Annotated in this window: 14 protein-coding genes; all 14 read left to right on the top strand. The window is 57.0% G+C overall.

Annotated features, from left to right (window positions below; genetic code table 11):
* Window positions 1-3: 3 nt before the first annotated feature.
* The 14 genes from KJZ99_05970 to KJZ99_05905 all read left to right on the top strand — a co-directional run bounded on the left by KJZ99_05970 (window position 4) and on the right by KJZ99_05905 (window position 14,799).
* Window positions 4-801 (top strand): MvaI/BcnI restriction endonuclease family protein, encoded by a 798-nt coding sequence (locus KJZ99_05970; protein MCL4305440.1) that lies wholly within the window; start codon window positions 4-6, stop codon window positions 799-801.
* 69 nt (window positions 802-870) lie between these two features.
* Window positions 871-1,485, top strand: a complete 615-nt coding sequence (locus KJZ99_05965) for a threonylcarbamoyl-AMP synthase (protein ID MCL4305439.1) — start codon at window positions 871-873, stop codon at window positions 1,483-1,485.
* Between the two features lie 42 nt (window positions 1,486-1,527).
* Window positions 1,528-1,737 (top strand): TOBE domain-containing protein, encoded by a 210-nt coding sequence (locus KJZ99_05960; GenBank protein MCL4305438.1) that lies wholly within the window; start codon window positions 1,528-1,530, stop codon window positions 1,735-1,737.
* Between the two features lie 58 nt (window positions 1,738-1,795).
* Entirely contained in the window at window positions 1,796-3,415 is a 1,620-nt protein-coding gene (locus tag KJZ99_05955) for a hypothetical protein (GenBank protein MCL4305437.1), read from the top strand.
* 80 nt (window positions 3,416-3,495) lie between these two features.
* Window positions 3,496-4,245, top strand: a complete 750-nt coding sequence (locus KJZ99_05950; protein MCL4305436.1) for an electron transfer flavoprotein subunit beta/FixA family protein — start codon at window positions 3,496-3,498, stop codon at window positions 4,243-4,245.
* Window positions 4,246-4,262: 17 nt separating this feature from the next.
* Window positions 4,263-4,853 (top strand): carbonic anhydrase, encoded by a 591-nt coding sequence (locus KJZ99_05945; protein MCL4305435.1) that lies wholly within the window; start codon window positions 4,263-4,265, stop codon window positions 4,851-4,853.
* A 42-nt stretch (window positions 4,854-4,895) separates the two neighbouring features.
* A complete protein-coding gene (locus KJZ99_05940; GenBank protein MCL4305434.1) occupies window positions 4,896-5,606 on the top strand; it encodes a right-handed parallel beta-helix repeat-containing protein in 711 nt (236 codons plus the stop codon).
* An 11-nt stretch (window positions 5,607-5,617) separates the two neighbouring features.
* Window positions 5,618-7,954 carry a PP2C family protein-serine/threonine phosphatase gene (locus KJZ99_05935; protein MCL4305433.1) on the top strand — a complete coding sequence of 779 codons (2,337 nt, stop codon included), beginning with the start codon at window positions 5,618-5,620 and terminating at the stop codon, window positions 7,952-7,954.
* Window positions 7,955-7,967: 13 nt separating this feature from the next.
* Complete coding sequence (locus KJZ99_05930) at window positions 7,968-8,936, top strand: GDP-mannose 4,6-dehydratase (GenBank protein MCL4305432.1); 969 nt, start codon at window positions 7,968-7,970, stop codon at window positions 8,934-8,936.
* 58 nt (window positions 8,937-8,994) lie between these two features.
* Window positions 8,995-9,966, top strand: a complete 972-nt coding sequence (locus tag KJZ99_05925) for an electron transfer flavoprotein subunit alpha/FixB family protein (GenBank protein MCL4305431.1) — start codon at window positions 8,995-8,997, stop codon at window positions 9,964-9,966.
* Window positions 9,967-9,968: 2 nt separating this feature from the next.
* Entirely contained in the window at window positions 9,969-10,724 is a 756-nt protein-coding gene (locus KJZ99_05920; protein MCL4305430.1) for a hypothetical protein, read from the top strand.
* A complete protein-coding gene (locus KJZ99_05915; protein MCL4305429.1) occupies window positions 10,721-11,869 on the top strand; it encodes a glycosyltransferase in 1,149 nt (382 codons plus the stop codon). Before KJZ99_05920 ends, KJZ99_05915 begins: the two co-directional genes overlap by 4 nt.
* 48 nt (window positions 11,870-11,917) lie before the next feature.
* A complete protein-coding gene (locus tag KJZ99_05910) occupies window positions 11,918-12,742 on the top strand; it encodes a class I SAM-dependent methyltransferase (GenBank protein ID MCL4305428.1) in 825 nt (274 codons plus the stop codon).
* A gap of 308 nt (window positions 12,743-13,050) precedes the next feature.
* Entirely contained in the window at window positions 13,051-14,799 is a 1,749-nt protein-coding gene (locus tag KJZ99_05905; protein ID MCL4305427.1) for a T9SS type A sorting domain-containing protein, read from the top strand.
* Window positions 14,800-14,907 lie beyond the last annotated feature (108 nt).

Raw genomic sequence — 14,907 nt, 5'->3', positions numbered from 1 at the left:
ATAATGAAAAAGGATCAAGTAGTATTCACAAAGTCAGACCTGATTGCACGCCTTAAAGATATCTCTGCAGCAGGATTTGTCCCCAATGCTCGCAAAGGGAATCACGGCGGAATTGGCAACACACTTGAAGAGTTACTTGGAATAGAAGAGAATAACTTGCCAATCCCAAATGCTGCGGAATGGGAACTAAAGACACAGCGACTCGGAACCTCTTCACTCACGACACTGTTTCATATTGAGCCGTCACCTCGAGCGGTGCGTTTTGTGCCGAAAGTTCTGCTTCCGAAGTACGGATGGCGACATCAAGAAGCAGGCAAAAAATATGACGACAATGAAATGAGTTTCCGACAAACTATTCATGGCATGTCTAGAAGTGACAGAGGTTTTGGAGTTCTGATCGACCGCGGGCAGAGAAAAATATTGATCTCATTCGATTCGCGAAGTGTTGACTCCCGCCATGAGGCGTGGCTGGAACAAGTAAGGCACCGAATTGGTCTCGCGGAATTGGATCCGCAGCCATATTGGGGTTTTGATGATCTCAGTCACAAGGCGGGCACAAAGCTCCTGAACACTTTCTATGTTCAAGCAGAAGTAAAGATTGAACGGAAGCAGGAGTACTACCACTATAAAAAGGTGATGATGTTGGAGCGGATGAATTTTGAAGGTTTTCTGCGTGCACTTGAGGAAGGGAAACTACTTATAGATTTCGACGCGCGAACGGGGCATAACCACGGAACGAAGTTTCGATTGAGACAGGATTGTCTCCCAATGCTGTACGACAATGTAACCGAAATACTTTGATACGGTTTGTTGAGAGAAGTCAAGATGATTGCAAGGTAACCACATTCGTTCATGTCGGTTTAAGTTGGAATGATTTACGAGACGCACCCCGATAATCCGAATCCACGCGCGATTCAAAAAGCGATTCACGCGCTCGAACAGGGCGAGTTGATTGCCTATGCCACCGATACAGTCTACGGGCTGGGCTGCGACATTCACCGCAAAGACGCGATGGAGCGCGCACTCGCGCTGAAAGGCTACTCCAAATATCACGCCCTGTCGTTTCTCTGCGCCGACCTCTCCGATATCAGCACCTTCGCACGTGTCGAGACTCCCGTCTACAAAATGCTCAAGCGCTGCCTGCCCGGTCCGTATACGTTCATTCTCCCCGCAACGCGAGAAGTGCCGAAGCTCCTGCTGACCAAACAGAAAACAGTCGGCTTGCGAGTGCCGGACCATCCGGTCTGCCGCGAACTTCTGAAGGCCTTCGGCCGTCCGATTCTGTCAACGTCCGTCACCGACCGCGACGGCGAATCCATGAACGACCCGCAGGAAATTGAAGAACATTGGGGTGACGCCATAGCCGTGATTCTCGACAGCGGTGTCATTGACAACGTGGCTTCCACGGTTGTGGACTGCACTGACCCCAACGAGCCCGTCATCCTGCGCGAAGGCAAAGGAGACGCGTCGCTCATTTATTATTGACCGCTAAATAACTCCAAACCGCAGTGCTTGAAGGATGCAGAAATGAAATACGGAGCCAAGAACAAAATCCCCGCGCGCGTCACCGATATCAAAAAAGGCGACGTGATGTCGCAGGTGAATCTCGAAGTCAACGACCGCGTGCTGATGAGTTCGGTCCTGACCACCGATTCGCTGCACGACCTCGGCATCCAGCCGGGTGACCACGTGAAAGTCATCGTCAAAGCGATTCACGTTCTACTGGTAAGAGAATAGCACTCCGCCCGCGGAACGGGAGCAGCGAGCTTCAATCCCGCAAAGCGAAACAACCTTCTTGACTACTCCTTCGGAAATCACGCAGTTCACGCGGCGTGAGCTTAAGAAACGCGCGCGCCAATGGTTTCCCGTGCTCGTGCGTTCGATGGCCACGCGCACGTTGCTCTATGTGCTCGCCGTGCTGGCGGTCGGCGTGACCTGCAAACCGTGGAGGTGGGAATGGCTCAGACCCGACGAAGCGATTTCGATTGCCGAGGAGTTTCTCTTCAAGCAAGGTGTGGAGCTTGACGAATACACGCTCATTCAGGCGACCGAATACCGTCACGACGGTATCTGGAATGCCGAGCGCGACCCCGCCGGCTTCAGCTTCAGTCCGGCAATCGGTTATGTCAACCGCTACTTTCTGAGCACCCGCGACGACAGCTGGACGATTCACGTTTCGCCCGCGGGAAACATCTACAAGGTCAAGCACGACCTCGACGATCTTGATCCGGGTTTCGAGCTGACCAAGAGCGACGCACTGCTGCTTGTCTACGAACAGTTGGCCACCGGATTGGGTATCGGTTCAGATCGCGTGGAGCTGCTCAAAGACTCGCTTGCGAAGTTGCCGCTCCGTCATGATTGGCACTACACGTTTCGATTGTTGGACGGTTCACCGCACGGCAACCTGCTGCGCGTCAAGCTCGCAGGACGCACTATTACAGAGTTTGAGGCCCGACCGTCACCGGAAGTGGTGCCGCTCGATGCACGTCCGCCCGGCGCACGTCTGAGACTGTTGGGCTTTGCGCTGATAGTCTTCGGCGTGTTTCAGATTATTCTGCATCACCGACATCCGATTTCGTGGCGACGCGGCATGTGGTGGGGAGTCATCGCCATGCTGATTGTGCTGGCGGCGCGCGCGCTAACCATTTCGCAGGCCGCGCTGCTGGTGCCCGGAGGAAGCGGTGCCGAGGATTTCGTTAAACGCGTGGTGCTCGCCGCCGCAGTGGATGCGCTGCAAAGCGGCATTCTCATCACCTTGATTGTTGCATCCGGCGAATCCATTTCGCGCGACCTCCTGCCGAACATCACCACCCTTACGCGCATCGCCCCTTCACATCGCGGCTGGACCGGAGCATGGATTCAATCCGCACGCTGGGCCTTGCCCGCCGCCGCGCTCTTTCTCGCTGCCGAGGCAACGCTCGGCAATCTCGAAGAACCGGGCGGTATTGCGGGACAGGCGTTGCCGCTGATGGCCGAGATTCTCGGAACTCCTGCACCGATTGCCGCCGCGCCGGTGCTCGTCGCGAAGCTGGTGCTCTGGGAAGAGCTGATTTTCAGATTGTGGCTCTTTCCCCTGCTGATTTTCTGGGTGCGCGGCACCTTCACCGCTCTGGTGTTGATGGCCGTCACGGCTTCCTACTTTGTCGGCTTCGACACACACAATTGGCTCTCGCTGGGCGCCGCGCAGTGGGTGGTCTGGTCGCTGATGGCGGGGTGGCTGATGCTGCGGGTGGGAATACTTGGAGTTCTGCTGTTTCACGCACTCGTGCTGGGCGGCTATCTGGGGTTGGCCCTGATCTGGACCGGATTTGGAATCTCAGCCGGACTGTTTGTGATCCTCGTGATTGTCGGCACGTTGGCCATCGTGGCCACGCGGGCGGACTGGATTTGGATGCGAAGTGTTGAAAATGCTTGAAACTCTGAGCAAAAATCGCTAACATATTAAGTTGTAGAAGAATTCAAAACCTTTCATTTTACTGTATTTGTTGACCGACTGTGAATATTGTCCTCTTGCTTAAGGCCGTCGCGGACAGCGAGGCCACCATCCGCCCCACCACCGACGGGAAAAATGTCAACCTCGACGGCGTGACGTGGGTGCTCAATCCGTTTGATGAATTTGCTGTGGAAGAAGCTCTGAAACTGCGCGATGCCGCAGGCTCAGGCGAAGTTGTGGCCGTCAGCGTGGGTGGTGACGAAGTACCCAAGGTGCTGCGCAACGCGCTCGCGATGGGTGTTGATCGCGGTGTGCATGTCAAAGGCCAGACCGGATTCGACGCGCTGGCGACCGCGCGAGCGTTAGCTGCCGCTGTCAAAGGGCTGTCGTATGACTTAATCCTCTGCGGAAAATCCGCCATTGACCACGACAACCACGCGGTCGGAATGATGGTCGCCGAATTGCTCGACCTGCCGTCTGTCAGTGTGGTCGTCAAGCTCGAACAGAAAGACGGCAAGCTCGTCTGCGAGCGCGAAATCGAAGGCGGGCTGCTCATCGTTGAAACACCCATGCCCTGCGTCATCGGAACACAGAAGGGCTTGAACGAGCCGCGCTACGCATCGCTCAAAGGCATTATGGCCGCCAAGAAGAAACCGATTGACGAAGTCGCTGCCGACAGCGGTCCTGTGCAGGTGGAAGCCATGGAAGTGCTGCCCAAGCCGGAACGTCAGCCCGGTCAGATGCTCGGCACCGGCGTTGAAGCTGTTCCCGTTCTGATTCAGAAGCTTCGCGAAGAAGCCAAGGTGCTGTAACAAAACTCGCCCGAGCGATGTTGAGTTCTCCTTCTGCGGCTCTCGCGGCGTTGCGTGACGGCAATCTCCGCTATGTCAACGGCACTCCCGCACCGTGGCGGGCCGATGCGAGTTTGCGTGCGAAGCTCGCCCAACAGCAGGCACCGTTCGCCTGTATCATCACCTGCTCGGACTCGCGCGTTTCGCCGGAGATATTGTTTGACCAAACGCAGGGTGATTTGTTTGTCGTGCGGGTCGCGGGAACGATTCTCACTCCCGAAGTGGTCGGTTCCGTCGAATTCGCCGTCGAAGCGCTCGGGGTCAAACTTGTGGTCGTCATGGCGCATTCGCACTGCGGAGCCATCGAAGCGGCAGTCTCCGATTTGCCCTTGCGCGGCGCCGTCTCGGCTGTGATTGCGCGACTCGGCACGCTGGTCATCGAGAAGCGCAAACAGGGTTACGCCGGCGCGGAACTCGCGGCGGAAGTCTCCAAACAAAACACCCGCAACCTCGTCACCCAACTTCCGCAGCAGTCTCCGGCGATACACGAAGCGCTCGAACACGGCTCACTGTCTATCGTCCGTGCGTACTATGACATTGCCACAGGCCTCGTGAACTGGGATGAATAATCCACTCTTTCTGCTACCAATTTTCTAACTTAGGATTCGCCAATGTCCGACACTCGCACTGTGCACTATGTAGGTTCCGCCGGTGCCGGCTCGCACGGCACCATTTCATCCGCCATAGCCGCCGCCGCACCCGGTGATTTGATTCAAGTTCACCCGGGCATATACAGCGAGTCGCTTCTGATAGACAAAGACCTCGAACTGGTCGGCTTTGGAGCGCATGACGACGTCAAGCTCACGACCGAGCGCGATTCGGTCGTCGTTTCGACCGCGCAGACGCTGGTCATCAAGAACATGACGCTGGTCGGGAAAGTCCGCACGCAGCCGGTGATTCACGTGAAGTCCGGCAGTATGGATGTCCGGTTCTGTTCCATCGAAGGCGGGAAGTATTCCATCGCGGCCGACTCCGGCACGAGAGTGACTGTTGCGAACAGTTCGCTCGGCGAAGCCGAACGCGGGGGACTGCTGGCAAAGCACGGCATCAACGTGCTCGTGGACAATTCGCTGATTGAGCGCTGCGGAGGCAGCGGGGTCATCGCCGAAGGCTGTGACGAAGTGCGCGTGCTGCACAGCACCATCAGCGATACGACGCCGCACGCCATCGAGTGCACGGGCGAAGGACCGTTCGAAGTGGTGGACACCGAGTTCACCGATGTATCGCACGCGCAGATTCTCGATAACTATAAACCCGTGAAGTTCGAGGGTGAAGAACGTTCGTGGTATACACGTAAACTCACAGACGAGAGCGAAGCCTAATCCGAAGTCACATGATGCCCCTCCTGCTGTTTCTCTGCTGCTGTATATCAGCGTTTGCACAGACGCCGCTTTCCGGAATGCACAGCCAATTGCTGATGCCGGACGATTCGGTCAGCATCGAGATGTCGCTGCTTAAAGGCGACGTTCTGCAATGGTCGCTGCTGGCTGAATCAGGTCAACAGGGCGACGGGGAAACGCGCGTGAGCATCAGCTCCAATTTGGCGGGCGAGGTCTGGTCGCGCACCATCGAAGCCGAGCGCACCGACCTGCAGGAAAATCTGAAGATCGAGAGCGACGCGCAATATCGCATCACCGTGCGCAAGACCGGACAGCGCTCACGACCTGTGCTGTTGGCCGCGTGGCCGAAGTTCGGCAAGAGCGGGCGCACACCGTTTCCCGTGAAGTCCGTCGAGCGCAACGTGGTACCGCTTGCGGCGGGTGATCGCTTCGTTGTGGATTATGAATTCAAGCTGCCCGACACCACGCGCTTTCAGACTATCGTTGATCTCGAACTGCCGACAGACCTCGTGCGCTTTTGGGCGACCACTCCGGCGGGTGATTCACTTCCCGGACAGGTCACTGTCAAGCGCTGGCTTGGTGACGCCGGCACGATTTCGCTGCGCGATATGGCTAAACGCGGCGGCAGCTTCACGCTGAGACTTGAGTGTGATATTCCAGAAGCAGGAGAAATCGTCTTTCATCGCGCTCCGGGCAGCGCGCCGCCCGCGTGGCTGCCGCGCGAAGCGCGCATCTCCACGCAGATTGAACACTCACCGTGGCAATGTGTCGCCGTGCCGCCCTATTCCGTTGCGCGTTCTCAAGAACTCTCGCAAGAGGTTCTGCCGCCGAAAGCCAAGTATGCCGCGCAGGCGTTGCGCGTCAGCGGTGTGGACACGTCTATCGTGGCAATTCTGCGGCAAGTGTATGAACAACGCGATTCGCTCTATCTCTGGCGCCGCAGCAACTTGGCCAATGCCGCGCAGTATGATACATCGTTCCTTGAGCTTTCGCTGGCATTCTCCGCGCCGAAGATGCATGTGACGACGACCACACCGCTTGCCGGACTACCCGAAGCAAAGGCTCCGACCAAAGCCATCTCGTGGTTTGTCGAAAGCGCATCGGGAAAGAATGTCGAAGGAACATTGTATGCCTGGCAGTACGATGAAGCCGTGTACGTCTTCCCGCAGGCGCCCAACGACCGCTTCTGGGCAAGGACCGATTTGCCGCTCTCCAAGAGCGTGCGCACCTTCACGCCGACCAGCCGAAATTATCCAAACACGATTCCGCTCCCGCCTGCACAGACGCTGCGTCCACCGCAGGCGACTTTTCAAGGCAGACCCGTGCGGGACGCAAGCCATCGCCTGCTTGGACTCTACTTCTACAATCCGTCGCAGGAAACCGTCTATCTTGCCTATCGCATTGCGCGACCGATAGAACGCACCGCTCTGAGTTCCTTCAAGAAGTGGCCGAAGGCCGCACGTTGGGCGATCGGCATCGCACTCATCAGCGCTATCCTGGGCGGCTTCGCGATCTGGGAATTGAGACAGCGCGATAAGCGCCGCCGCAAGCAGGCCGAAGAATACGCGCAGGAGCTGGAAAGCGCGCGGCAGGTCCAGCAGAAACTACTGCCCAAAGGTCCGATGGAAGTTCGCGGACTGCAGGTGCTCGGCTTGCATCAGAGTATGCAATCCGTCGGCGGCGATTACTACGACTTCTTCCCGCTTGAAGACGGCCGCGTGCTGATCTGCGTCGCTGACGTCGCCGGTCACGGCTTGCCAGCCGCTCTGCTGATGTCGAATCTACAGGCCACGCTGCACGCGATTGCCAGCCACCGCAGACCCATCAATGAAATCGTCGCGCTCCTGAACAACGAAATGGTGCGCCGCACGTCGCCGGATAGATTCGTGACGCTGATGATGGCCGAAATCTCCGCCGACCGTTCCATGCTCACCATCTGCAACGCGGGACACAATCCGGGCTATCTGATTCGCAAGCACGGCACCGTCATCGAACTCGATGCGGGCGGCATCATGCTCGGCGTCATGGAGATGTTCCCCTTCATTCAGATGGAGTACAGTCTTGAACCCGGCGACCTGCTCGCGTTTTACACGGACGGCATTCCCGAAGCGGAAATCGGTTTCGAAGACATGTTCGGCTACGACCGTCTGCAGTATTTCCTTTCCGAAAACCGCGACCGCCCGCTGCCGGATATTGCGCAATTGCTGTTTCAGCGCGTCACGTCCGACACGATGCCCGTCGGTGACGACATGGCTATCGTGCTGGTCAGAGTGGCGTTAGGTTCGGGGTCGAAATCCGAACAGCGCGAAAAAGGCACTGCGGTGGTCTGATTTTGAGCAAGGGCTGTTGAAGCGCGCGCTGATCACCGGAATTTCCGGACAGGACGGAAGCTATTTAGCTGAACTGCTGCTTGCGAAGGACTATCACGTATGGGGCATGGTGCGCGAAAGCTCCGCGCACCATGCGAATATCGAGCAGATACGCTCGCGGCTTACGCTTCTTGATACAGATTTGCTCGACACGGAGGCCGTGGAGCAAGTCGTGCGCGAGACGGCGCCTGATGAGATTTATCACTTGGCGGCCCCGACCTTCGTGCCTAAGTCGTTTCAGGACCCGCAAGGTGTGCTGGAATTTGCTGAACGCTCGGTCACGAATTTGATTGACGCGATTCGTGGAGTGAATCCTGCAATCAAGCTCTTTCACGCAGCATCCGCGGAAATTTTCGGCAGCGCGACGGAGTCTCCTCAGTCGGAAACAACGCCTCTGCATCCGCGCAATCCTTACGGAGAAGCCAAAGCTCTCGGTCATGCGTTGACCGTGCAGGCCCGCGAGCAATACGGATTGTTCGCCGTGTCGGGTATTCTCTTTAATCATGAATCTCCGCGCCGCAGTCTGCAGTTCGTCACGCGTAAAATCGTTTGCGGTGCTGTGGACATCAGCCTCGGTCTTACCGACTCGCTGGAACTCGGCGACCTTGAAGCGCGGCGTGACTGGGGTTACGCGCCGGAATATGTTGACGCGATGTGGCGGATGCTACAGACGAAGTCGCCTGAAGATTTCGTGATTGCCACAGGACAGACCCACTCGGTGCGCGACTTCTGCGAACTGGCGTTCGGTGAACTGGATTTGGATTACCGCCAGTTCGTGAAAGTGAACCCCGAGTTCATCCGACCGCGAGAAGAACATCAGTTGGTCGGCAATCCCGCGAAAGCCAAACGGCTGCTCGACTGGGAGGCACGCATGCCGTTTCCCGACATGGTGAAGCTGATGGTGCGTGCGGAGATGCAAGCTTCCTTGGATCAGTCGGGTTGAGGCGACATCTTTTTTTGACTATTTCTAACTTCAATTTTCTTACTTTCCTATTTCTCTCATGTCTACTATTCTCGTTTTCTGTGATTCCAAGAACGGCAAGCTGAAGCCCACCGCGCGCGAAGCGGTGACGGGCGCGAAGAAGCTTGCGCAGGGATTGAACGCCGCCGTTACCGCCGTGACGTTCGGCGAGTGCGCCGATGCTGCGTCGCTCGGCAATGTCGGAGCAAAGAAAGTCATTCAGTTGACGAATTCCGAACTTGCTTCGTTTTCCGCCGAAGGCTGCGCAATGGCCGCGGCGGAACTCTGCAAAAGTGAAAAACCTGTCGCAGTTGTCCTGAGTGCCAGCGCGTTGGGCAAGGAAGTCGCTCCGCGTCTGGCCGCGCGCATTAATGCGCCGCTGCTTGCCGACTGCACCGATGTGAAAGTCGAAGGGAACTCCGTCTGCGCGTTGCGTCCCATCTACGCCGGAAAAGTTCTGTTATGGGCGAAGATCACCGCGCCGCTCGGTATCGTCACGCTGCGTCCCAAAGCCTTTCTGCCCGTTGAAACCGGTGGCGGCGCCGAAGTGGTTGCGCAGGCCGTTACGCTCGACGGCTCGAAGATTCGCGCGAAAGTTGTCGCCGAGAAAATGCAGGAAGGCGGGATGCTCGATGTGACGGAAGCGGACATTGTCGTCAGCGGCGGACGCGGATTGAAGGGGCCGGAGAATTGGCACATTCTGGAAGAGCTTGCAGGAGCATTGGGCGGCAGTGTCGGCGCGTCACGTGCAGTCGTGGATGCCGGTTGGCGACCGCATCATGAGCAGGTCGGTCAGACCGGCAAAGTGGTTTCTCCGAGTCTTTATGTCGCAGTCGGTATCAGCGGTGCGATTCAGCATCTGGCGGGCATGACCACCAGCCGCACGATTGTCGCTATCAACAAGGACGCCGACGCGCCCATCTTCAAAGTCGCCACGTACGGTATCGTCGGCGACGCGCTCGAAATCATTCCGAAAATTACGGAAGAAGTAAAGAAGGTCAAGGCGGAGTAGAATTGAGGTTGTCGCTCATCCCGTGCTGGTCGCGATACGCGAGCGTTGTGCTCGTGTGTTTGCTGTTCGCATGGGGTGACGCGTCCGCACAACCGCTCGATTCATTGCGGCGGGCCGCTCAGACTGCGGTGGAAGAAGGACGCTACGAAGAGGCGGAACTTTCGGCCTTGCGCGGCCTGCGCGAAGCGGAGAGCGTGGACGATTTGGCGGAAATCCCCTTTCACGTCGTGCTCGCGACCATCTATGTCGCACGCGAGCAGCAGGAGTTTGCGCTCAGTGAATTCCGGAGAATCGTTGCGATTAACCCCGCGTTCGAAATGGATCCTGTGTTGACGTCGCCGAAGATTCTTGAAGTGTTTCGAGCGGCAAAACGGGAATACGCGGACAGGGTGCTTTCGCAGCCCGAAGCCTATCGATTGCCTGAAGCAAATGCCAAACTCGCCGCGTCGTGGCGTTCAGCCGTGCTGCCCGGCTGGGGGCAGGCTTACAAACAACAGAAAGCCAAAGGTGCAGTATTCGCAGTGCTGCAGGCCGTGACGCTCGCCGCGTTCGTGGCCTATGTGATTGAGACCGACGCGCGCAAGGACGACTACCTTGCCGTCAACGAATACGGCAACCCGTTGATTGAAGAACGCTACAACGATTACCGCTCGGCCTACCGGACGCGCAATCTGCTGGGCTATCTTTCGCTCGGCGTCTATCTGGCAAATTACTACGACGCGCTCTACGCGCCGGTGAAGAAACACAGCAAGCCTTGAGAATCGTCCTCGTCGGACCAGCCTGGCCGTTTCGCGGCGGGATTGCGGAAACCACGAACGCGCTATACAGAACTTTTCTCGAGCGCGGGCATGACGCACACGTTGTCGGCTTCAAGAAGCAGTTCCCAAAACTGCTCTTTCCCGGGCAGACGCAGCTGGATGATTCGAAAGTGGAGAATATTCCTTCGGAGCGACTGCTGGTCGCGTGGAATCCCTTGACGTGGCCGCGCACCGCGCGGGCTATCCGGAACCACAAGCCGGACCTGGTGATTTTCAAGTGGTGGATTCCGTTTTTCGGTCCCGCGTTCTGGGGAGTCTCCAAGTTGCTTGGAAAATCGTATCGCAGAAAGACCGCGTTCGTCTGCCATAACGTGCTGCCGCACGAGAAGCGCGTCGGCGATTTGCCGTTCACCAAGATGGCACTTGGCAGCGGTTCGTTTATCCTGACCCTTAGCTCGGCGGAAGCCGACACCGCGCGCAAACTTTTCCCCGATTGGCCGAAGGAAAACATTCGCCCGACACCGCTGCCGGTCTATGAGTGCTACGACCAATTCACCGCAGGGCCGCAGGCCGCGCGGGCGAAGCTTGGCATCGAAGCGAAGAAGCTCCTGCTCTTCATCGGGCTGATTCGCGAATACAAAGGCGTGGATGTACTGCTGCGGGCGATGCCTGAGATCGTGCGCAATGATCCCGACATCAAGCTTGTGATTGCGGGGGAATTCTACGACGGACAGGAAAAATACGAGAAGCTGATTGACGAACTCGGCATCCGCGCCCACGTCATCGTCAGGCCCAAGTTTGTTCCCGCGCATGAAATCGGACTGTATCTTGCCGCCGCGGATTTGAATATTCTGCCCTATCGCCACGCCACGCAGTCCGGTATTCTTGTCACGGCTTATGCGCACGGTTGCCCGGTGCTCGTGACGCGGGTCGGCGGACTGGCTGAAGTTGTGGATAACGGCAAGAGCGGATTTGTGGTTGAGGGCGAGAATCCTCACGCGATTGCCGAGAAAGTCGCGCACTTCTATGCCGCCGGAGGACGCGCCGCTTTCGAGCCGCACGTCCGCACCAAATCCGAAGAGTTTTCGTGGCACAGGCCTTGTGAACTGCTCGAAGCGTTCGCGCAAAACTCTCTCCGTGCATAGCGCGAGAAGATTTCTTGACTCACATTTCACCTCTACTCTGTTTTCGAATTGCCTGAACACGCCATAGAATACGATCCCGTTAAAGCCTCGCTGGGGCGCGTTGTGTCGCGGCAGCCGCTGCTGCGCCGCCTGTTCTACACGATGCTCGGCGCGCTTTTCCTGCGCAACTGGTATATCCGCCGCGAACTGAATCGTCTGCGTCCCACAAAGAACAAGTGGAACATCTTTGATGCCGGTTCGGGGTTCGGTCAGTTCTCCTACAAGATGGCAAAGACGTTTCCCTCCGCGACAGTTTACGCGCTCGATGTGAAAGCCGAGCAGATTGAAGATTGCCGCTGGTTCTCGAAAGCGGTCGGCCAACAGAATGTTACGTATGACGTCGGTGATCTGACCCAGTATTCGAAAGCCGACAGCTATGACTTGATTCTCAACACCGACGTGCTCGAACACGTGCTCGAAGACGAAAAACTCTGGGCGAACTTCTACAATTCACTGCGCAGCGGCGGCTATCTGATTGCCACAACACCAGCCTGTCTGGAAGGCACACAGCAGTATGTGGAAGGAGACATTTCCGTCGTCGGCGAGCATGTCCGTGAAGGCTACACGCGGCAGGAGTTCATTGACAAGGCCACGCGCGCGGGTTTTGAGATTGACCGATTGGATGCCACTTACGGTCCCGTATGGGGCGTGATCGCTTGGCAGCTTTTGCAACGGTTGCCGATGCAGCTGCTGAATGTTTCAAAGTTGTTCTTCGTCGTGGTCGTACCGTGGATTGCGGTCGTCTATCCGTTGGCGGCGTTCGCGATGTGGATGGATTTGCGCACGGACAACCGGAAAGGCGGCGGCTGGATCTTCGTCGGAAAGAAAGCGTAACAGGTTTGCTTGAACCGATCGTCGAAGAGGTGGTGAAGTTCAACCACCTCTTTTTGTTTTTCTGCACCGCAGCCATTTCAAAACGACTCTAACGCAAATTGCCCTCGTGGTGGATTTCCCGCAACACAAATGTGTATTCGGTGGATTTCACACCACATTGACTTTTCGGGTCGCTATCATAACTCTCATTTCTTTCACAGTTTCGCTGTGTCCGTTTGACTTTTTTCGCTTGGCGCATGGCTTGCCAAAAGAAGACCCGACGGATATAAAGATGAATGTTTGCAGAAAAATGTGCGGAGGAAATGGATATGAAGAGCACCACGTTAATCCTGACCCTGTGTGCGGCGCTTGCGGGAGCCGCGTTTGGTCAGAGCTTTACCGAAGTGACGCCCAATCAGTTTAGAAACGGGCACTACTCGGTCGTGGCTTGGGCGGATGTGGATGGTGACGGAAATGTAGATTTGTTCCTGGGAAGCTCGTTCAACACCGGAAGCAAGTTGTTCTTAAATGACGGGCGGAACTGGACCGACGCGTCGAGCGCATATGATGTTGACGAGATCACGCGTGTGCGCAGCGCCCGCTTCGTCGACTTCGATGCCGACGGACGGATGGATCTGTTTTGCTTGACCGGAAACGCGGATGGTGCGGAACTGTATCGTCTGAACAGCAATCTGCGCTACCAGCGAGTCGTATTGAACCTCGAGCAGCTGTCTGACGCGGGTATTCGCTCGGCGACGTGGTGCGACGCCGATCAGGACGGATCGCTCGACCTCTTGTTCAGCAATCGCTCGAGCAGTTCGGACGGAATGGTCCTGCTCACGCAAGTTGCGCAGGAGTATGCCGAACAGCGCGCCGGCGACGGACCGCTTATGGAATCCAATGTCGCGCAAATCAGTCCCGTGGACTTCGATCAGGACGGGGACCTCGATTACTTTATCACTAAGTTGAACGGCGAAGCCAGCCTCTGGCGATATGAGGGCGACTCGTATCGCAACCTCGCGATCTACACTGATCTTCCGAGCAACGGCGGCCAAAGCGGTTTGACGTGGGCGGACTTCAATCGGGACGGCAATCTGGATCTCTTTTTGTGCGGCTCCGAAGAGAACAACTGTCTCTTCTATCAGCGCACGCCAAACGACCCGCGTGAAGTTCCGTGGTTTGAGAACATGAGCGACGCATTCGAACTGCGCAGCCTCACAAAGTATGCACACAGCGCGCACGCTGTGGATGTAAACGGGGACGGCTGGACCGACCTGTATCTCTCGCGCAGCAAAGGACTCGGAAACGTCGTACTAATCAACCTCTCCGGTAACGGCTGGCGTCCGTGGGTGGGCGGCAATCCGTTGATTGAGCCGGGCGCAGGGTCGTTCTCTTCGGCGTGGGCGGACTTCGATAACGACGGGGACCTCGACTGTGTGATGGCTACGGGTATAGGCACCGTCAGACTGTTCCGCAACAATGCCGTATTGAACAATGAGTTCTTCGGTTTGAAGCTTTGCGGACCGGGAACGTGCACGACGCCGGTGATGGACGCTCTGGTTGAAGTGACCTTCCCGACCGGAAAGCAGTGGGCCGCGACTTCGATGTATGCGAGCCAGCCCGGTGTGGACGGCATGACGAAATTCTTCTATAACACTTCGAGTGATCACAGCGAAGAATACTCTGTCTCCGTGTTGTGGCCGAACGGTATTGTGACCCACTACACTCAGGATCAGATTCATCTGTGGGGCGTCAACGAACTGCACATGCCGACGACGGTGACGCCGGGTTCGCACGGTTCGGCGATGTCGATGGTCACGCGACCGGAAGTCTCGAACTATCCGAATCCGTTTAATCCTACGACCAATATCCATTTCACGCTGCCGGAAGTGGCAGACATCAATCTGACCGTTTTCAACCTACTGGGACAGCAAGTTGCGGCGCTGGCCAGCGGAACCTTCGAAGCCGGATCGCACTCCCTGGTCTTCGATGCGTCCTCGCTGACGTCCGGTCTGTATCTCGTGCGCTTGGAAGCACCGAATCAGTCGGTCGTGCATCGCATCCTGCTCGCGAAGTAGGCAGGGCCTTGAGCAAGCCCGTGGCGTAGAAGCAATCTCCCTCCTTCTCCGCCCAATCACTAAGCCCCGCATTCGTGCGGGGCTTTCTGCTCCCGTGCACGCAGTTCA

The sequence above is a fragment of the bacterium genome (genome assembly GCA_023382385.1).
Taxonomy (GTDB): Bacteria; Electryoneota; RPQS01; order RPQS01; family RPQS01; genus JABWCQ01.
This window is presented reverse-complemented; position numbering and strand designations above follow the sequence as displayed.